An 18,180-nucleotide genomic window follows, 5' to 3' on the forward strand; every position below is an offset into this window, starting at 1 on the left:
CGCGGCTGCGGGGTCACCGATATGACCGACGGTTCGGTAGCAGGTTGGCAGAGCGGGCCCGGCGGTGGCGGGAAGGACACGCGTGGGGTGGACGAGAGGTTGCCCGGTGCGTCGGGCGGATCCGTCCGTCGCCGGTGCGCGCCGGTGCACGGTCGAGGGCGCGGACGCCGGGGAGCTGCCGCCGGGGAGCCGGTTCAGCCGTACATGACGCGGGGACGTCCCTGCCTGTCCGGTACGGAACCGCCGTCGGACGCCCGGACCGGGGCGACGGTGGCTTTCGCGGTGATGACGGTGAGGGTCCACACGATGGTGACCGCCGCCGTCGAGTACAGGGCGGCCCCACCGGCGCTGAGCCGTTGCCCGCCCATCACCAGGCCGGTGACGAGCTCGACGACCCAGGCGAGGACGAGCGCCGCCGCCCAAGGCCTCAGGTCGGCCCGGTCCCAGGCGGCGACGACGGCGGCGACGATGAGGACGGTGGCCAGGACGGCCAGGACGATCCGCGCGACCTGCACCGCCGGGAAGGCATCGGTGTCGATGAGCCGCCAGATCGGCCACCCCATGCAACGGGTGAACGACCCCGACCCGGCCACCGGGATCCCCGACGTGTGCATGACGACCAGGACGGCCAGCCCGGCCCACCCCCACCGGGCGGTGCGATGGCGGACGGTCAGATAGGGGGAACGGTTCACCGCGACGGTCGCCGTGGTGATGGCGATCAGGGCGGTCAGGGAGAGCCCCAGGTCGAGGACGCCCAGTGCGGGAGGAAGCCCGTGCAGCACGACCCGGCGGCCGAAGAGCGCGGCTGCGATCGCCCCGACCAGGGCCACCCACGGCAGCACCCGGACGAGGGACTCGCGACGGTGATGTTGCAAGGACAGCCCGGCCGCGGCGAGAATGAGCGGACCTGCGGCGATGGCGACGACCCGGTGGGTGAATTCGATCAGCGGGTTCAGGTCGTCCGGCCGGGGCGCGATCTGCCCGGGGTGGCAGCCCGGCCAGGTGGGGCAGGCCGCGCCGGACTCGGTGGCGCAGACGACCGACCCCATCACGACCGCCATCAGGGTGGCCAGGGTGGCCAACCGGAAGACCGTCCGCTGAGTATGGGATACGGGCAGACGTGGCTCGGTGGTCATGCGATGCTCCTGGTCGAGGATGCTCGATGAACTCGGAACGGAGGGTGCGCGCAGCGCCCGATTCAGACGGTAGGTGAATCTCGCTGTAACTTCGTGTTTTTGGTGGTGTTTTCGGGTTTTCGTCGGTGGACGGTCATGCCATGACGGAGGTAGTCGTAGGTGAATGGGCCTCAAGGTTGGGATGAGTCAGGATGTGCCGATAAGGCGCACATGCGGGAACGTCCAGACAACCGCCCACAATCAGCACAGAGGAAAGAGAGCGTCGTTGACAGCTTCGTCCGGGAACCTTCCGATATGACCCGTGACCGTCGTCGGGCCGCAGGCGCCCACCGCGACCCACACCGTTCGACATCGCGTTCGGTCGCCCGCCTCGCCGCCGCTGCCGTCGTCGGACTCGGCGCGCTCGCCGGAGGCATCCTCGCCGCGAACGAGGTCCAGCAAGGACGCGAACCGTTGAAGTTCGCCGCCGAAGCCCTGGCCGGTCACCACGACGTCCCCCCGCTCCCGGCCGCAGCACCCAGCGACCCCGCCGACCCGGCAGGCGCCGGACACGCCGTCCCGCAGCCCCCTGCGGCCTCACCCCCCGTGGCCCCGCCGACCGCGAACCCGGAGGCCGGCCAGGCCGCACCGAACGCGCCCTCGGTGGCGGTCCCCATCCTGCCCAGGCCCGACGCGCTCCCGGTGCCCTTCGCCCCCGACCCCGCCAACCCGCGCGGCCCCCTGAAGGTCGTCGGTCTGGGCGACTCCGTCGGCTCCGGTTTCGCCTGCGGGTGCATGAACTACACCGAGATGGTCTCCCAACGGCTCGGCGACCGGCACGGCCGTCCTGTCGACATCGCCAACGAGGCCTACCCGGGGGCTTTCTCCCAGGACGTCCTCGACCAGCTCGCCGAGGAAGAAGTGCAGAAGAAGGTCAAGGAGTCCGACCTCGTCCTTGTGCAGATCGGCGCGAACGACTTCTCCGAGGAGGCGGACAACGCCTTCCTGGCCGAGTGCCGCGACGCGGCGAACTCGACCTGTTACGCCGACACGGCCAAGACGATGCGCGCCAACCTCGACACGATCCTCACCAAGGTGAAGGCACTCCAGCAGCGCCCCGGCGCGCAGGTCGTCGTCCTCGGCTACTGGAATGTCTACGCCGACGGCGAGGTCGGCCGCGCCCACGGCAAAGAGTTCGTCACCGGTAGCGACAACCTCACCCGGTGGATCAACCAGATGACCGCGCAGAGCGCCGCCGACCACCAGGCGCTCTACGCCGACGCCTACGCCGCCTTCAAGGGGGACGGTAGCCAGGACACCACCGACCTGTTGGCCCCCGACGGTGAACACCCCGGTGCCGCCGGTCATCAACTGCTCGCCGAGGCGGTGCTCTCCGCCTTGGGCGATCACGCGGTCAAATTGTGATCGACGAGTAGCCCCGCCGCGCGGGTTGATCGGGCATTCTGGGACGTTCGTCTCCTGAACATGGTTCAATTCGGCTGGTATCGTCCCCGGCATGCACGACCGATCCGCCTCGGTATCCGCCGACCCCACGGCCGTGGACCTGGTCCTCCGCGATCGCACCCGGGTCTGGCACCCCTACGCCTCCACGGTCGACCCCGGCCCCCTGTACGTCGTCAACGCCGCCTCCGGGACCCGCCTCACCCTCAGCGACGGACGCACCACCTACGACGTCGTCGACGGCATGTCCTCCTGGTGGTGCGCCATCCACGGCTACCGCAACCCGGTGCTGGACGAGGCGCTCGCCGCGCAGGCGGCTCGGTTCAGCCATGTCATGTTCGGCGGGCTGACCCACGAACCCGCGGTGGCCCTGGCCGAAGCCCTGGTGTCGATGGCCCCGCCCGGTCTCGGCCGGGTCTTCCTGGCCGATTCGGGCAGCGTGGCGATGGAGGTCGCGCTGAAGCTGGCCCGCCAGTTGGCCCTCACCCGCGCTGCGGGGCGGACGTCCGCCACCGGGCCGTCCGGGCATAGCGGCTCCGAGGGGGCGGCTCGTACGAAGGTCGCGGCACTGCGCGGCGGCTATCACGGCGACACCTTGGGCGCGATGAGTGTCTGCGACCCCGACGGGGGGATGCATGCGGCCTTCGCGGACAGCATCCCCGCCCAGCTGTTCCTGCCGCGCCCGCCGTCGTTCACGACGCCGGCCGACGACCCCGAGATGGTGGAGTGGGCCGTCCGGGCGCGGGAACTGATCCACGGACACCGGGACGTCCTGGCGGCGATCGTGGTGGAGCCGATCCTGCAGGGCGCCGGCGGGATGTGGTCGTGGGCGCCGGCGGCCTTGTCGGTCCTGCGTGAACTGGCCGACGAGTACGAACTTCTGCTGATCGCCGACGAGATCGCCACCGGTTTCGGCCGGACGGGGCGCCTGTTCGCCTGCGAATGGGCCCAGGTCGTCCCGGACGTCCTGGTCGTCGGGAAAGCCCTCACCGGGGGGTACATGACCCAGGCGGCGGTGCTCGCCCGGGACGAGATCGCCGCGGAGATCGGGCGAGGACCCTTCGGGGCGTTGATGCACGGCCCCACGTTCATGGGTAACCCGCTGGCCAGCGCGGTGTCCTTGGCGTCCTTGGGCCTGCTGGCCGACGGCGCATGGGAACCGTTGGTGGGCAGGGCCGCCCACGTGTTGAGCCGTGAATTGGCGCCGCTGGCCGAGAGCGCGGGCACGCCGGGCTCCCCGGTGGGTGACGTGCGGGTGCTGGGTGCGACGGCGGCGATCGAGTTGACCGTTCCCCTGGACATGCCCCTGGCCTTGCGTACCGCGGTGGAGCACGGGGTGTGGCTGCGGCCCTTCCGGAACCTGGTGTACGCGATGCCCCCTTATGTGGCCGACGAGTCCGACCTGGTGACCATCGCGCACGGGATGCGTGCCGTGGTCGGGGCCTTGGCCGGGAGGGCGTCGTGACTCCCCGGGTGGCAGGTTCGCCGAGCCTGTGGAGCGGAGTCACCATCGTCACCGGCACGGACACCGATGTGGGCAAGTCGGTGGTGACGGCGGTACTGGCTGCGGCCCTGCACCGCAGCGGGGTCGAACTGGCCGTGGTGAAACCCGCGCAGACGGGCCTGGCTCCGGAGTCCGTCGACGGTGACGTCCAGGTGGTGGAGCGGCTGGCGGGTCTTCCGTCCGGCCTCTGCCACGAGTACGTCCGACTTCCTGAGCCGTTGGCGCCGACGACGGCGGGCCGCCGGGCGGGGATCTCCTTGCCTGCGGTGACCGAGCACGCCCGGCGGATCGCCGATCTGGCCCGGGCCCACGATTCGGTGCTCGTCGAGGGCGCCGGGGGCGTGCTGGTGGGTCTGGACGACGCGGGCCGTGGCCTGCTGGAGTTGGCCGACGCGCTGCGCTGCCGGGGCGTGCCGACCGGTTTCGTGGTCGTGGCGCGGGCCGGTCTGGGGACGTTGAACCACAGCGCGTTGACCTGTCGGGCGATCCGGGGGCGCGGGCACGATCTGAGCGGGCTGGTGATCGGGGCGGTGCCCGACGCGCAGTCCTTGGCCGGGCCGGACCGTCTCGCCGAGCGTTGCAACCTCGAAGAGATCAGTGATTTCTGCGATGCACCAGTTCTTTTCACCGTTCCCGCCGGGGTCGGTGAGTCGCCTGGACGGGTGCGGGAGGCCGCTGAGACCGTCCCGTTGACCTATGTCGATCTGCCCGTACGGGCCGACGAACGGCAGGCACTGGCATGAACCGACACCCGGACCGCCGCATCCCGGCGACCGTCGACGAAAGGTGAGCACCATGACCACCCTCGATGTGACCGAGACGACCGGTACCTCCGAGACGGCCGATCTGCAGCACGACGGGCCCACACTGGACCTCACCGCGATGGTCGAGGCCGGGCTGGCCGGCCGGTCGATCACCCGTGAGCAGGCCATGGCCGTGCTGGCCAGCGGCGACGACGACCTGATGTCCTTGGTCGCGGCGGCCTCCCAGGTGCGTCGCAAGCATTTCGGACGTCGGATGAAGCTGAACTACCTGATCAACCTCAAGAGCGGCATGTGCCCGGAGGACTGCCACTACTGCAGCCAGTCGCTCGGCTCGGAGGCCGGGGTGCTCAAGTACAGCTGGCTGGGCAAGGACGAGGCGTCGGCGGCGGCTGCGGCCGGTGTCGCCGGTGGCGCCCGGCGGGTGTGTCTCGTCGCGTCCGGTCGTGGCCCGAGCAACCGTGAGGTCGAGAAGGTCGCCGGGATCATCGAGGGCATCAAGGCGGACAACCCCGAGGTGGAGGTGTGCGCCTGCCTCGGTTTCGTCACCCAGGATCAGGCCCGGCGGCTGCACGAGGCCGGCGCCGACGCGTACAACCACAACCTGAACACGGCCGAGTCGGCGTACGAGGAGATCTGCTCCACGCACACCTATGCCGACCGGGAGGCCACGGTCGAGGCCGCGCACGCCGGCGGGTTGTCGGCCTGCTCCGGGCTGATCGCCGGGATGGGGGAGAGCGACGAGCAGCTCGTCGACGTGGTCTTCGCGTTGCGGGAGATCGGCGCGGACTCGGTGCCGGTGAACTTCCTGCTGCCTTTCGAGGGCACCCCGTTGCAGGGGCACCTGGCGTTGACCCCGCAGCGTTGCCTGCGGATCCTCGCGATGGTGCGTTTCGTGCACCCGGACACGGAGGTGCGGGCCGCCGCCGGGCGTGAATACCACCTGCGGTCGTTGCAGCCCTTGGCCTTGGAGATCTCGAACTCGATCTTCTTGGGCGACTACCTCACCTCGGAGGGTCAGGCGGGTGCGGCCGACCTGCAGATGATCGCCGACCTCGGGTTCACCATCGAGGGCGGTGGCACTCCGGAGGAGATCCTGGAGGCGGCCGCGGCTGCGGCGCACGGTCAGGTGCACGGGGTGGCCGAGGGGCACGCCCACGTGGTGGGGCAGACCTGTGGCAGCGCCGAGGGCGGCGGGTGCGGCGGGTCGGGTTCCTGCGGTGGGTCGGGCAGCTGCGGAGGCGGCGGGCATTCCCCCGGCGATGACCACGGACATGGGCACGGACCTGGGCACGGTCACGGCGGTGGGGAGGCTGCGGTTGTCGAACCGCCGAAGGACTGCCCCAGCCGTCAGCCGGTGTCCGGGCCCGTCCCGGTCTCGGTCGGGACGGAGCCGCCGTCGGTGCAGGTTCGTCGCCGTGGTGTCGGCACGGAGTTGCCGCCGAACGCCTGAGCCGGGGGCCGTCCTCCTCGGGGAGGGCGGCTCACTTGCCGGGGCGCAGACGGCCGGGCGTCCGTGGACTCTTCTGGGGTGCGGGTCTGATCCGGGCGTGTGATTCGGGCGCTTCGCGGGTATTTCCGCTCGTCGGGGAGCTGATCGGCTCGGCGGATCGTTGGGCAGGGCGTGGGCCCGTGGCCCTGACATGTCGTCACGGCATCGTAGGCGGGCCCGGACGAAGGAGATGACACCACTCATGAAGTTCACCGCCAGGACGGTCGGTCGGGTCGCGCTCGGAGCTCTGCTCATCCGGGCAGGTCTGAGCCACCTGGGCGCCAAGCGTGCCGAGTTCGCGGAGATCGTGCCCGACTGGTTCCCGGCCGATAAGGACAGGACGGTCGTGGCCTCCGGGGTCGCCGAGATCGCTCAGGGGGCGGCGTTGATCGCGTTGCCGTCTCAGCAGCGTGTGGTGGGTCGGACGGCGGCGGCTTTCTTCGTCGGGGTCTTCCCGGCGAATGTCTGGCAGTACATGGAACGTAAGGACACCTTCGGTCTGGACGACGACAACAAGCGGTTGGTGCGTCTGCTGGTCCAGCCGGCTTTCGTGGCTTGGGCGTTGTGGGCCACCAGCGGTCCGTCGGAGCCGGTCTCGCGTTGAGCTCTGCTGTCTCGTCGGGGCGTCTCGGGGTGAGTTCTTCCGTGTCGGGGAGCTTCGGGGCGAACGGGCCGACGTCGGGGGTCGTCGTGCCGCGGGTCGTCGTGTCGTGGGTCGTCATGTCGAGAGGTTCGTGATCCCGGCGGTTCTGCCGTCTGTATTTCGGAGGGTCGCCCGGTCCTGGTGGATCGGACGGCCCTCTGCGCATGTCCGGACGCGGGCGCGGGGGTAGTCGTGACCCGGGGCCTTGCGGTGGTTATTCATCGTGGGCGCGGGGTAGTCGTGCCGCTTCGTGGTTGCTTCGTGGGCGCGGGGAGGAGTCGGGGTGACATCCGTGTCAGGGGGCAATGGTTGCTTCGCGGGTGCGGGGGTAGTCGTGTCGTTTCGTGGGCGACTGGGAGCCTGTTTCAGTCACTACGAGCCGTGTTTAACGCGGCTCTCAGTCGTCGAAACGGGCTCCCAGTCGTCGAAACGGGCTCCCAGTCGTTGGAGTGGGCTCTCAGTCGTCGAAACAGGCTCACAGTGACCGAAATAGGCTCTCAGTTGTCACAGTCGTCCATCTCCGGCTCGGACACCGGCCTCGTCGATCACCTCATCGCCCGGGCCAAGGCCGCCCGGTCCAGGTCGACCCCCACCTCTGCTGCCGCCGCCGCGCACGCCCCGACGACCGGGTGCGGGACGAACACGGCCTGCGGATATCCGGCACCCACCCGGTGACGTAGCGGACCCGAGGCGAGCAGCCCCCCGGCGAAGACGACCGGTGCTTCAGCGGCGCCCCCACCCTCGTCCGTGTCAGCGCCCGCACCGATATCCTCACCAGCACCAGCACCAGCACCAGCAGCACCCGGGCCCCTGGCCTCGCCTTCGTCCGCACCGATACTCGCGCCCCTGGCCTCGCCTTCGTCCGCACCGATACCTGCGCCCCCGGCTCCGACCGCCGACAAGGTCGACGCCAAGGCCTCCCCGGCCCGGTCCACGATCGCCGTGGCCTGCTCGTCCTGCCCGGACAGATTCAACGCGACCTGCGCGAACTGACCCCACTCGGCCGGACGCAACTCGTCGACCGCCCGGATCAACTGTTGCGGGTCGACCCGTTCCGAACCGGCCGCCGGGCTCAACGACAGCTGGCCCAGGACCACTGCGGTCATCGCCGTCGGCGGCCCGCCACGGTCCAGGTCGGCGGCCACTGCACGCAACACTCGTCGCCCCAACCAGACGCCTGATCCGGTGTCGCCCAGCAACCAGCCCAGGCCGTCCCGTCGATCCTGCAGCGCCCATCCGGAGATCGACGCGGCCACCGCGCCCGTCCCGGCGATCAGGACATATCCGTCCGGTCGGGGAGCGGCCGCTCGGAAAGCGATTTCCAGGTCGGTCACCAGGGAGAAGGGCACGGTGCCCGGCTCGGACGGATGCTCGGCGACTTTCAGGCCGACCGCGGCGCACGCCCGGCGGATCGCCCCGGCGACCTCGTCCCTGCGGGCGGGACCGGCTCCGGCGGATCCGATGCACACCTGGTCCGGACGTGCCCGGACCGGCCCGGTGTCCACGCATTCCCGCAGTGCCCGTGTCAGGTGACCGGCCAGGTCGCCCGGTGACGAACGCACATTCCCGCCCCGGGCCAGCCCTCGTCCGACCAGGGTGCCGTGCGCGTCGGTGAGCACGGCACGGATGGCGGTGCCGCCGATGTCCACGCCGAGAAAAACCATGGGTCACCTCTTCACCTGTCGACTTCGCCTGCCGACACGACCTCAGGCGTACGGCCTGCGGGTGCAGCAGAACTGGAGACGGGCCGATCCCCTGAGGGAAACAGGCTTCCACATGTCCTTTCCTCGCGGGGCCGGTTCGGCCGGTCCGGCACGACGACCTGGCGCGCCGAAGCGGCCAGTGGCACCAAATGCGCTACACGACAGGGGAGGACACGTTAGTTTCGGAGGATCACCGGCCCGAGCGGACTCGACGAGGAGAACTGATGGGCAAGCCTCTGGCGTGCATTCTGACCGGTCTGCTGCTGCTCCCGCTGGCAGCTTGCGGGGATTCCGGCAGCAGCAACAGTTCCGCTCGAGGTGACGGGCAGAAACTGACCGTCTGGATCATGGAAGGCACCAACCCGGACAGCACCGCCTATTTCACCCAGGTGAAAGAAGCGTTCAAGGCCAAGACCGGTGCCGAACTCGACGTCCAGCTGGTGCCCTGGGCGAGCGCCAAGGACAAGTTCACCACGGCCATCGCCGGTGGCACCACCCCTGATGTCGCTGAGGTCGGCACCACGTGGACTCCCGAGTTCGCCGATGTCGGTGCTCTCGCGGATCTCACTGCGAGGGTGCGTGACGCCGGGCTTGCCGACGATCTCGTCGACGGGTTGAGAGATGCCGGCACTCTCGAGGGGAAGCTCTACGGGATGCCTTGGTACGCCGGGGTGCGTGCCGTCCTCTACGACAAGGAGGTCTTCGCCCGGTCGGGTATCACTTCGCCTCCCGCGACGTGGGCCGAGTTCGCCGAAGCGGTCACGAAGGTCAAGAGTCACCAGCCGGGGATCGTCCCCTTTGCCGTGCCGGGGAGCAGCGAGTTCACCGCTGTCCCTTTCATCTGGGGTGCCGGTGGTGAACTCGCTGTGAAGGAGGGCGACCGGTGGCGTAGTCGGATCAATTCGCCCGAATCCGTCGCGGGGATCACTTTTCTGACCGATCTCGCTGTGAAACAGCAGGCTTCCACTCCTGCGGCGGCGACTTGGAATGAGAAGGACGTCCTGGCGGCTTACGCCAAAGGTGGTGTCGCGATGATCGTTTCCGGGTCGTGGACGCCGCCGACGTTGACGAAGGACGCCCCGGAGGTCGCCGCTCGCACCGGTGCTTTCCCGATCCCTGGGAAGGATGGCATGGCCCGTTCTTTCACCGGCGGTTCTCACCTGGCGGTCTTCGAGAAGAGCACGAAGAAGGATCTTGCTTTCGAGCTGGTGAGGTTGATGACCACCGGTGATCTGGCCACCCGGTGGGGCAAGGAGTCGACCTATTTCCCGGGGACGAAGAGCCTCGTCGGGAAACTGGGTGATCAGGAGAAACTGACGAAGGTTTTCGTGGAGCAGTTCACTCGGGGTGGTAAGACGGTGCCGGTGACGCCTGCTTGGGGCAAGGTCCAGGGCAAGAAGGTCGTTCCGACGATGATGCAGTCGATCCTTTCGGGGAAGGCCACCGTTCAGCAGGCTGCCGATCAGGCGGCCAAGGACATGGACGAGGTCTTCGCCGCGAAGTGATGGTGTCACCCAGATTGATCCGCCGGGCCCGCCCGTGGCTGTTGCTCGCTCCTGCTCTGTTCGTCCTCGCCGTGTTGATGGTTTGGCCGTTGGTCCGGGTCGTTGACCTGTCTTTCCAGGAACATGGTCTGCGTGAGTTGAATCGGGGTACCACCCGCTATATCGGTTGGCGCAATTACACCGAGATCCTCGGTGACGGCTATCTGTGGCGTACCGTTCTGCCTAATACGGTTGTCTTCGCGGCGGTATGTGTCGTTCTCACTGTCGTCCTGGGCACTGTGGTGGCGCTCTTCCTGAAGTCTCTGCCGACGGGTCTGCGGTATGTCCTGTGCAGCGCGATCATGGTGGCTTGGGCGGTGCCTGCCATCACTGGGACGTATGTGTGGGTTTTCCTTTTCGATCCGGGTGACGGGTTGGCGACTCATCTGCTCGGCGGCCTGGGTCTGGTGGAGACCGGGCAGGTCAACTGGTTCCTTGATCGGACGTCTTTTTTCGCGATTGCCACTTTGAATGTCGTCCATCATGGTTTCCCGTTCGTGGCGGTGACCGTGTTGGCCGGGTTGCTCGCTGTCCCGGACGAACTGTACGAGGCGGCTCGTATCGACGGTGCCGGGTCGTGGCGGCAGTTCCGGCATGTCACTCTGCCGATGTTGCGTCCTTTGTTCGCTGTGGTGACCATCTTGTCGACCATCTGGGACTTCAAGGTGTTCACGCAGATCTTCCTCATGCCTGGTGGCGGTGGCACGAACCGGGAGGTTTTCAACCTGGGTGTGTGGAGTTACATCACCAGTTTCGGGCAGGGCCGGTACGGGATGGGCGCGGCCGTCGCGGTCCTGCTGACGTTGTTGTTGTTGGCGGTCACTCTCGTCTACTTGCGCACGTTGTTCGCCGAGGAGGAGTGGTGAGGGGTTTCGCCCGGTGGTGCGGTGTGGCCGTTTTGCTCGTTTTCGCGCTTTTTCCCGCTTATTGGATGGTGTCCACCGCTGTCGATCCGCGCGCGGCGACTCGGGGTGGGAGTCTCTTGCCTTCCGGGGTCAGTGCCGAACATTTCACCCGTGTCCTCAGTGGTGCCGGTTTCGGTCGCTACCTGGTGAATTCGGCGTTGGTCGCTGTGGTGACCGTGGCGGTCAGTTCGTTCGTCGCCCTGTTGGCCGCGGTTGCTGTCGCCCGTTTCCGTTTCCGGATGCGCACCACTGTGATGGTGATGATCCTGGTCGCGCAGATGGTGCCTTTGGAGGCTCTGGTCATCCCGCTTTTCTTGCAGGCCCGTAATCTGGCTGCGCTGAATTCTCTGCTGGGTCTGTCGATCGTCTACTTGGCGTTCTCTCTGCCGTTCGCGGTGTGGCAGTTGCGCGGGTTTGTCGCTGCTGTCCCCGTGGAGATCGAGGAGTCCGCTCAGGTCGACGGTTGTTCCTGGTGGCAGAGCTTTTGGCGGGTTCTCGTCCCGATGGTCGCGCCTGGTCTGGTCGCTACCAGCGTCTTCAGTTTCATCACCGCGTGGAATGAGTTCATCTTCGCGTTGACCTTTCTCCAGGATCAACGGAAGTACACCGTGGCGATCGGTTTGCAGAAGTTCTTCGGGGAGAACACCGCTGACTGGGGGCCGATCATGGCTGCGTCGACTCTGCTGGCCGTGCCTGTGGTCGTCTTCTTCATGATCGTGCAAAGACATCTCGTCGCCGGGGTGACTTCCGGCGCGGTGAAGGGATGACCTGATGAGCAGACTCGCCCACGGTGTACTGATGACGGGGTTCTCCGGCACCCGGGTGCCGGACTGGTTGGCGGAGGCTCTGGCCGACGGTCTTGCCGCGGTCTGCTTGTTCGCCCAGAACACTCCTGACCTGGTGACGACCCGCGCTTTGACCGCCGAGTTGCGGGCTGTTCACGACGGGGCTGCTGCGCGTGCCGGGGCGGTGGCGGGTGGTGCGGGTGGGTTGGTGATCGCTGTCGATGAGGAGGGCGGTGATGTGACCCGGTTGCAGGCTGTGCACGGGTCGTCGTTGCCGGGGGCGGCGGCGCTCGGGGCGGTCGACGATCTGGGGTTGACTCGGCGGTGTGGCCGGTTGTTGGGTGAGTTGCTCGCTGAGGTCGGGGTGGATTTGGATCTGGCGCCGTGTGTGGATGTGGCGGCTGAGCCGTTCAATCCGGTGATTGGGACGAGGTCGTTCGGGGCCGATCCGGATGTGGTTTTCCGGCATGGTGCGGCCTTCGCGGAGGGTTTGGCCGTGGCGGGGGTCGCTTCGTGTGCGAAACATTATCCGGGGCATGGGGATACCCGGGTCGACAGTCATGTGGACCTGCCGGTTCTGGAGGCCGGTGAGGATCTTCTGTGGCGTCGGGATCTGGCGCCTTTCCGGGATTTGTTGACGCCGGACGGTGCGGGGTGTGCCGGGGTGGATGCGGTGATGGTGGGTCATCTGGTGGTGCCTTCCAGGGGTGTGGAGCCGGCGTCCTTGTCGTCCTGGGCGGCGGGCAGTATCCGTGAGTTCGGTTTCACCGGGCCGATCGTCACCGATGCTTTGGGGATGTGTGCGCTCAGCGACCGGATGTCCTTGGGGGAGGCGTGTGTGCGTGCTCTGGTGGCTGGTGCTGATCTGTTGTGTCTGGATGCGCCGCAGCGTCGTGATCCGGAGGCGGCGTTCGTGGAGGCGGTCGCTGCGATCGACGAGGCCGTGGCGGGTGGGGTGTTGGATCCGGCGGTGTTGGCCGAGTCGGCTGGGCGTAATGCGACGCTTGTGCGGCGTTCTCGGGGGGTGGGGTCGTCGGGGGTGTTTTCTGCGGAGGCTGTGCGTGGTGCGGAGGAGGCTCTGCGGTCGGTGGGGGCTGTTGCGGCGCGGCAGGCTTTGCGGGTGACCGGGGAGGTGGCCTTGTCGGGGCCGCCGCTGTTGATCGATGTCCGTCGTCGGGTGGATGTTGCTGCTGATCGTCTGTCTTGTCCTTTCGCGGAGGTTTTCCGGCGGTCTTGGGTCGCGGCGGAGGTGTTGATCCCGTTGGATGCTGCTGAGGTCGCGGCTGCTTTGGATGTCGCTCCGGTCGGTCATCATGTGGTCGTGTTGACGGCTCGGGCGTGTGCTGATCCGGCGGAGGGGGAGTTGTTGAAGGCGGTGTTGGCGGCGCGTCCGGACGGGGTGGTCGTTCATACGGGGGTGGGTGAGGCGGCGCCGGCGCCGGCGCGTCTGGTGTGTGCTTTCGGGAGTGGTGCGGCCAATGCGGAGGCTGTGGTGCACGTGTTGACGGCCGGGGGGACCGGTGGGGGTGGCGCGTGAGGGTTCTGGGGGTGATGTCCGGTACGTCCTTGGATGCGATTGATCTGGCGTTGGCGCAGATTTCGGCGGTGGATCTGCCGGTTTCGGGGCGGGGTGAGTCGGGGTACGAGGTGCATCTGCTTCCGGTGGCGGATGAGGAGGTGCCGTGGCCGGCTGGGGTGCGGGCGGAGTTGGTCGCGGCGAGTACGGGTCGGGTGGTTGCGGGTCCGGATCGGTGGTGTCTGTGGCATGCGCAGGTCGGTCGGATCGTGGGGGAGGCGTGTGCGCAGGCCATCGCCAGGTGGGGGCCGGTGGATCTGATTGTCTGTCATGGGCAGACGTTGGCTCATGTCGTGGTGGACGGTCGGGTGTCGGGCAGTCTTCAGGTGGGTTCTCCGGCGCATGTGTATGCGGCTACGGGTGTTCCGGTGGTCAGTGATCTGCGGAGTGCGGATGTCGCTGCGGGCGGGCAGGGGGCGCCGTTGGCGAGCATGTTCGACGCGTTGTGGTTGGGGGATCGGCCGTCGGCGGCGGTCAATCTGGGGGGTATCGCGAATGTGACCTTGATCGATGCGGCGGGTGCGGTGGTGACGGGGGATACCGGTCCGGCGAATTGTCTGTTGGACAGTGCTGCTGCGGAGCTGGGCGAGTCCTGTGACCGGGAGGGGAGGTGGGCGGCGGCTGGGGTGGTCGACCGGGTTGCTCTGGGTCGTTTGTTGGCCGATCCGTATTACGCCCGGCCTTTTCCGAAGAGCACTGGGCGGGATCATTTCCACTGTCGTTATGTCCGTGACTTGTTGGGTGGGCAGGTTCTGTCGGGGCCGGATCTGTTCGCCACGCTCACGGAGTTGTCGGCGCGTACGGTGGCGGATGCGTTGGGTTCGGTCGATCGGGTCGTGGTGTCCGGTGGGGGTGCGGCGAATCCCACGTTGATGCGCCGGCTGCGGGAGTTAGCTGGGGCGCCGGTGACGACCAGTGATGCGCTCGGTGTGCCGTCGTCGGCGAAGGAGGCTCTGTTGATGGCGTTGTTGGGTTGGTTGTCGGTTCATGGCGTGCCTGGTGTGGCGGTGGGGCCGGGGGGTCCGGTGACTGGTGCGTGTCGTCCTGCGGTGCTGGGTTCGTCGACTCCGCCGTGTCGGATGGATCTTCCGGGGCGGTGGGCTGGTCGGCGGCCTCGACGGTTGGTCGTCGGTGTGCGTGGTGGTCGATCTGGTGGGGGGCAGCGGTGACGGGTGGTGGTCGGCCTGATCTGGGGTGGCGTACCGAGGGGCGGCATCCTGCGGCTCGGATGCTCGACGCCGGTGACACGGCTGAGGTGGTGGCGGCGGTGTTTGCTGCCGACCGGCAGGTCTTCGACGCGGTGCAGGCGGTGTCTGCGCAGGTGGTGGCGGCGGCGGAGTTGATGGTCGGGACGGTTTTCGCGGGGGGTGTCGTCCATTACGTGGGTGCGGGGACGTCGGGGCGGATGGGGGTGTTGGATGCGGTGGAGTTGTGGCCGACGTACCGGGTGGGTCCGGAGTCGGTGCGGGCTCATCTGGCCGGGGGTTTGTCGGCGATGACTTGTGCGGTGGAGGGCGCGGAGGATGATGAGGCGGCGGGGGCGGCGGTGGTCGGGGGGTGTGGTCCGGGTGATTTGGTGGTGGGGATCGCGGCGAGTGGGCGGACGCCGTTCGTGCGGGGTGCTCTGGTGGCGGCGCGGGGGCGCGGGTTGGTGACGGTGTTGATCGCGGCGGTTCCGGATGCGGCGTTGGCGGGGCTGGTGGATGTGGCGATCTTGCCGGATACGGGCCCGGAGGTTGTGACGGGTTCGACGCGGTTGAAGGCGGCGACGGCGCAGAAGTTGGTGTTGAACGCCTTGTCGACGGCGACGATGGTCCGGTTGGGGAAGACGTATGAGGGTTTGATGATCGATCTGGTGCCGACGAATGCGAAGTTGCGGGCGAGGTCGGTGCGGATGTTGGTGCAGGGCAGTGGCCGTTCGGAGCCGGAGTGTGCGCGGGCGTTGGCGGCGGCGCGGGGGCAGGTGCGTCCGGCGTTGGTGGCGTTGGCGGCGGGTCTGTCGCCGGAGGAGGCTGGTTCGGCGGGGGTGGCTGCTGCGGTGGCGGCGTGTCCGCCGGATCCGGGGCGGGTGGGTGATCCGTCGGGGGTGCGGGCGGCGGTGGCTCGGGTGCTTGCGGGGCGTTCCTGAACGGCGGGGTTTTGTTCTTCGGCCTTCGAGGTTTTGGCGTTCATTGCCGGGCTGGCGGGATTGGTTCGCTGATCAGCAAGGTGAGGAGATAATCTCCTCTTGAAGAGTGCTTTTGCATAGCAATATTTGTTGGCCAGATATCGGGGGGCATGTTCTCCTTCCCGATAATGAGGATTGCAGCCGTTTCCGACGTGCGCGATGGCCTTGTGGAAGAAAGTTGGCGAGCCGCATGCCTCAAGATAGAGTTTTTGTAAAATATTATATTAGTGCAGATAGAAAGACATGGCGGTGGTGGTGTGAGGTGGCGCAGCTGTCCGCTTTTGCTGGAGGAAATCTCCTCTTCGCTGGGGCGATCGGCTTTGTAATTTTGTCCGAGCGGACTCTGTTGTATATCCCCTTATTTTCTATGTTCTTCTCCGGGGGGCTCTTGCTCGCCATGTTCTTGGTGTATGACCTTTTCGGAGTATCTCCAGAATGTTATATTTCTATTTATCGAGGGCGAAAAGTTGTCGTCATGTCGGCGTTCCCTAGGCTGTGCCTGATACCGGCTCAGCTGACCGTTCACTCATTGGCCGCACTCATGCTTACCGTTAGTCTTGACAAAAATGATGGACATTTAATTTACGATGGTTTTTTCTGGATCATGGTTTTTCCTTTTCTGCTCATGTCCTTGGCGACAATTTCTGGGGCTTGGATGGGTTGGCCCAGGGTGATATTGCGTTCGGATGCAGTTATCATTCACTGGAAATTCTCGGAGACCGTCATTCCCTGGGAGAAGGTTGTGAGAGACGATCTTGGAGGCCGCGATTTTAGAATCAAAGTCGCGGCGCGAGTGAGGGCTGAAAGGAGATTTCGCATCCTCTTTGGGCTGAATATTCCTACGCCCCTCATTCAAGTTCCGTATTCAATCGATCTTGTTTGCCTTTATGAGGGCAAATATTTGTACAATCAATGGGAGTACGCCTCGCGTGTCGTTGATTTTTATTTAGCGAATGCGGAGGCGCGGGAGCGGCTGGGAACTCGGGAGTCTCTGCGGGAGATCAGGGATGAAGAGCTGAGAACCAGGCCTTATCTTGTTTTGCCTGATATGGATGAGAGGGTTAACTGCCCGGAGGGCTGTCAATGTTGTCCACTATCGCTTGAGTGGGATAATCGAAGCTCTGCAAGTTTGTGATGGCGTTCATTGCCGGGCTGGCGGGGCCTGGCCGTGCTCAGCGGTGATCGAGCAGCTCGACGAAGATTCGGTGGGCTTCAACGCTGAACAGGACGAAGCGGATCAGGTCGAGACGTCCGTCGGCGGCCGCAGGATGCGCGCCTGCCGTGGCGACGGCGATCCGGGCGACCTCGGCCATGTCCCAGCCGTAGATGCCGGCGCTGATCGCTGGGAAAGCGACAGTGCGTGCTCCGACGCTGACGGCGACGTCGAGACTATTGCGGAAAGCCGCAGCAAGCAGCTCCGGATCGTCCTGCCCGGCATGTCGATTAGGGCCGACCGTATGGATCACCCATGCGGCGGGCAGCCGTCCGGCAGTAGTGGCGACAGCCTGACCGACCGGCAGCCCCCGGGGCAGGTCGCCGGACCGTAGTTCTCTACAAGCGTTGAGGAGCTCGACGCCAGCGGCGCGGTGGATGGCGCCGTCGACGCCGCCGCCGCCCATCAGGGAGGAATTGGCGGCGTTCACGATCGCGTCGACCTGTTCGGTGGTGATGTCGCCGTGGACGGCGTCGATTCGGGCCGGGCTGTTCATGGGGTCTTCCTCAGGTCGGGGTGTCCCGCCATTTTCTCCGGTCAGGCTGCGTCGTGCTCGTCCAATGGGCTGAAGATCAGTTGCAGGGAGTCCTTCACGGTCACTCGTTCCACGTGGATGCCGTAGACCCGGCGTAGCGTCTCCGGGGTGAGGACCTCTTCGGGCGTCCCGGCCGCTGCCACGTGGCCGCGTTCGAGCAGGACGAGTTTCGTGCAGTACCTGGCCGCCAGGTTGAGGTCGTGCAGGACGACGACGGTGGTGACCTCGAGCTGTCCGACCATCTGTAGTAGTTCGTGCTGGTAGCGGATGTCGAGGTGGTTGGTCGGTTCGTCGAGGAGAAGATGGTCGGCTTGTTGTGCCAGTGATCGGGCGACCAACACACGTTGTTTCTCCCCTCCTGAGAGGGTGGAGAATCGGCGGTCGGCGAGCGTCCGGGCTCCGACGCGGGTCAGTGCGGCCGCGACGGCCTGGTGGTCTTCCCGGGTGAAGGCGGCGAGGGCTTTGCGGTGCGGTGACCGGCCGAGCAGCACCATGTCCGCGACGGTCACCGGGAGGTCGGACGGGGTTTCCTGGGCGACCACGGCGACCCGTCGTGCCAGGTCGTGACTGCGCAGGGCGGAGACTGGCTGTTCGTCGATGGTGATCAGGCCTGCGCGTGGGCGCAGTGCGGCGTACAGGGTGCGTAGGAAGGTGCTTTTACCGCTGCCGTTGGGGCCGATGAGTCCGACCACTTCGCGGGGCCCTGCGTGTAGTCCGACGCCTTTGAGTACGAGGACGTCGTCGTAGCCGACGGAGACGTCGTTCGCCGAGATCAT

At 66.9% G+C, this 18,180-nt stretch carries 16 protein-coding genes; 12 read left to right on the forward strand and 4 right to left on the reverse strand.

The features are described from left to right. Window positions 1-194: 194 nt before the first annotated feature. The gene (locus tag AUCHE_RS14250) at window positions 195-1,136 is read right to left on the reverse strand and encodes a COX15/CtaA family protein (RefSeq protein ID WP_006504030.1); all 942 of its coding nucleotides are present in this window, start codon (window positions 1,134-1,136) and stop codon (window positions 195-197) included. Window positions 1,137-1,430: 294 nt separating this feature from the next. Here AUCHE_RS14250 and AUCHE_RS14255 point away from each other — a divergent pair, with 294 nt between their 5' ends. The 5 genes from AUCHE_RS14255 to AUCHE_RS14275 all read left to right on the forward strand — a co-directional run bounded on the left by AUCHE_RS14255 (window position 1,431) and on the right by AUCHE_RS14275 (window position 6,937). Next, window positions 1,431-2,540, forward strand: a complete 1,110-nt coding sequence (locus tag AUCHE_RS14255; RefSeq protein ID WP_006504031.1) for an SGNH/GDSL hydrolase family protein — start codon at window positions 1,431-1,433, stop codon at window positions 2,538-2,540. Window positions 2,541-2,631: 91 nt separating this feature from the next. Further along, window positions 2,632-4,041 (forward strand): adenosylmethionine--8-amino-7-oxononanoate transaminase, encoded by a 1,410-nt coding sequence (bioA, locus tag AUCHE_RS14260; protein WP_006504032.1) that lies wholly within the window; start codon window positions 2,632-2,634, stop codon window positions 4,039-4,041. Then, window positions 4,038-4,823, forward strand: coding sequence for a dethiobiotin synthase (gene bioD / locus AUCHE_RS14265; protein ID WP_006504033.1), 786 nt, complete (start codon window positions 4,038-4,040; stop codon window positions 4,821-4,823). The genes bioA and bioD overlap by 4 nt, the downstream gene beginning before the upstream one ends. 139 nt (window positions 4,824-4,962) lie before the next feature. Further along, complete coding sequence (bioB, locus tag AUCHE_RS14270) at window positions 4,963-6,294, forward strand: biotin synthase BioB (RefSeq protein ID WP_143115219.1); 1,332 nt, start codon at window positions 4,963-4,965, stop codon at window positions 6,292-6,294. 229 nt (window positions 6,295-6,523) lie between these two features. Then, on the forward strand, window positions 6,524-6,937 hold the full coding sequence (locus tag AUCHE_RS14275) for a DoxX family protein (protein ID WP_040322729.1): 414 nt from the start codon (window positions 6,524-6,526) through the stop codon (window positions 6,935-6,937). A gap of 584 nt (window positions 6,938-7,521) precedes the next feature. Here AUCHE_RS14275 and AUCHE_RS14280 read toward each other — a convergent pair. After that, window positions 7,522-8,640, reverse strand: a complete 1,119-nt coding sequence (locus AUCHE_RS14280) for an N-acetylglucosamine kinase (RefSeq protein ID WP_006504036.1) — start codon at window positions 8,638-8,640, stop codon at window positions 7,522-7,524. Between the two features lie 263 nt (window positions 8,641-8,903). On the opposite strand from AUCHE_RS14280, the gene AUCHE_RS14285 reads away from it, so the two are divergent. From AUCHE_RS14285 to AUCHE_RS14315, 7 genes are all read left to right on the forward strand, one after another. Continuing rightward, window positions 8,904-10,184, forward strand: coding sequence for a sugar ABC transporter substrate-binding protein (locus AUCHE_RS14285; protein ID WP_006504037.1), 1,281 nt, complete (start codon window positions 8,904-8,906; stop codon window positions 10,182-10,184). After that, window positions 10,184-11,089, forward strand: a complete 906-nt coding sequence (locus AUCHE_RS14290; protein WP_040322731.1) for a carbohydrate ABC transporter permease — start codon at window positions 10,184-10,186, stop codon at window positions 11,087-11,089. Before AUCHE_RS14285 ends, AUCHE_RS14290 begins: the two co-directional genes overlap by 1 nt. A gap of 65 nt (window positions 11,090-11,154) precedes the next feature. Continuing rightward, window positions 11,155-11,895, forward strand: coding sequence for a carbohydrate ABC transporter permease (locus AUCHE_RS14295; RefSeq protein ID WP_081578261.1), 741 nt, complete (start codon window positions 11,155-11,157; stop codon window positions 11,893-11,895). Between the two features lie 4 nt (window positions 11,896-11,899). Beyond that, window positions 11,900-13,450, forward strand: coding sequence for a glycoside hydrolase family 3 N-terminal domain-containing protein (locus tag AUCHE_RS14300; protein ID WP_006504040.1), 1,551 nt, complete (start codon window positions 11,900-11,902; stop codon window positions 13,448-13,450). An 11-nt stretch (window positions 13,451-13,461) separates the two neighbouring features. Continuing rightward, window positions 13,462-14,658 (forward strand): anhydro-N-acetylmuramic acid kinase, encoded by a 1,197-nt coding sequence (locus AUCHE_RS14305; protein ID WP_217994395.1) that lies wholly within the window; start codon window positions 13,462-13,464, stop codon window positions 14,656-14,658. Then, entirely contained in the window at window positions 14,655-15,617 is a 963-nt protein-coding gene (locus AUCHE_RS14310) for an N-acetylmuramic acid 6-phosphate etherase (RefSeq protein WP_006504042.1), read from the forward strand. Before AUCHE_RS14305 ends, AUCHE_RS14310 begins: the two co-directional genes overlap by 4 nt. A 301-nt stretch (window positions 15,618-15,918) precedes the next feature. Beyond that, entirely contained in the window at window positions 15,919-16,791 is an 873-nt protein-coding gene (locus AUCHE_RS14315) for a hypothetical protein (RefSeq protein WP_040322735.1), read from the forward strand. Between the two features lie 37 nt (window positions 16,792-16,828). Here AUCHE_RS14315 and AUCHE_RS14320 read toward each other — a convergent pair whose 3' ends face one another. Next, on the reverse strand, window positions 16,829-17,365 hold the full coding sequence (locus tag AUCHE_RS14320; protein ID WP_006504043.1) for an O-acetyl-ADP-ribose deacetylase: 537 nt from the start codon (window positions 17,363-17,365) through the stop codon (window positions 16,829-16,831). Between the two features lie 41 nt (window positions 17,366-17,406). Beyond that, complete coding sequence (locus AUCHE_RS14325) at window positions 17,407-18,180, reverse strand: ABC transporter ATP-binding protein (protein ID WP_006504044.1); 774 nt, start codon at window positions 18,178-18,180, stop codon at window positions 17,407-17,409.

The sequence above is a fragment of the Austwickia chelonae NBRC 105200 genome (assembly GCF_000298175.1).
In the GTDB taxonomy this organism is placed as follows: Bacteria; Actinomycetota; Actinomycetes; order Actinomycetales; family Dermatophilaceae; genus Austwickia; species Austwickia chelonae.

Coding starts and splice junctions, on each gene's coding strand:
- AUCHE_RS14250 (WP_006504030.1), bottom strand. CDS start 1,136: ATGACCACCGAGCCACGTCTGCCCGTATCCCATACTCAGCGGACGGTC.
- AUCHE_RS14255 (WP_006504031.1), top strand. CDS start 1,431: ATGACCCGTGACCGTCGTCGGGCCGCAGGCGCCCACCGCGACCCACAC.
- bioA (WP_006504032.1), top strand. CDS start 2,632: ATGCACGACCGATCCGCCTCGGTATCCGCCGACCCCACGGCCGTGGAC.
- bioB (WP_143115219.1), top strand. CDS start 4,963: ATGGTCGAGGCCGGGCTGGCCGGCCGGTCGATCACCCGTGAGCAGGCC.
- AUCHE_RS14275 (WP_040322729.1), top strand. CDS start 6,524: ATGACACCACTCATGAAGTTCACCGCCAGGACGGTCGGTCGGGTCGCG.
- AUCHE_RS14280 (WP_006504036.1), bottom strand. CDS start 8,640: ATGGTTTTTCTCGGCGTGGACATCGGCGGCACCGCCATCCGTGCCGTG.
- AUCHE_RS14285 (WP_006504037.1), top strand. CDS start 8,904: ATGGGCAAGCCTCTGGCGTGCATTCTGACCGGTCTGCTGCTGCTCCCG.
- AUCHE_RS14290 (WP_040322731.1), top strand. CDS start 10,184: ATGGTGTCACCCAGATTGATCCGCCGGGCCCGCCCGTGGCTGTTGCTC.
- AUCHE_RS14295 (WP_081578261.1), top strand. CDS start 11,155: ATGGTGTCCACCGCTGTCGATCCGCGCGCGGCGACTCGGGGTGGGAGT.
- AUCHE_RS14300 (WP_006504040.1), top strand. CDS start 11,900: ATGAGCAGACTCGCCCACGGTGTACTGATGACGGGGTTCTCCGGCACC.
- AUCHE_RS14320 (WP_006504043.1), bottom strand. CDS start 17,365: ATGAACAGCCCGGCCCGAATCGACGCCGTCCACGGCGACATCACCACC.
- AUCHE_RS14325 (WP_006504044.1), bottom strand. CDS start 18,180: ATGATCTCGGCGAACGACGTCTCCGTCGGCTACGACGACGTCCTCGTA.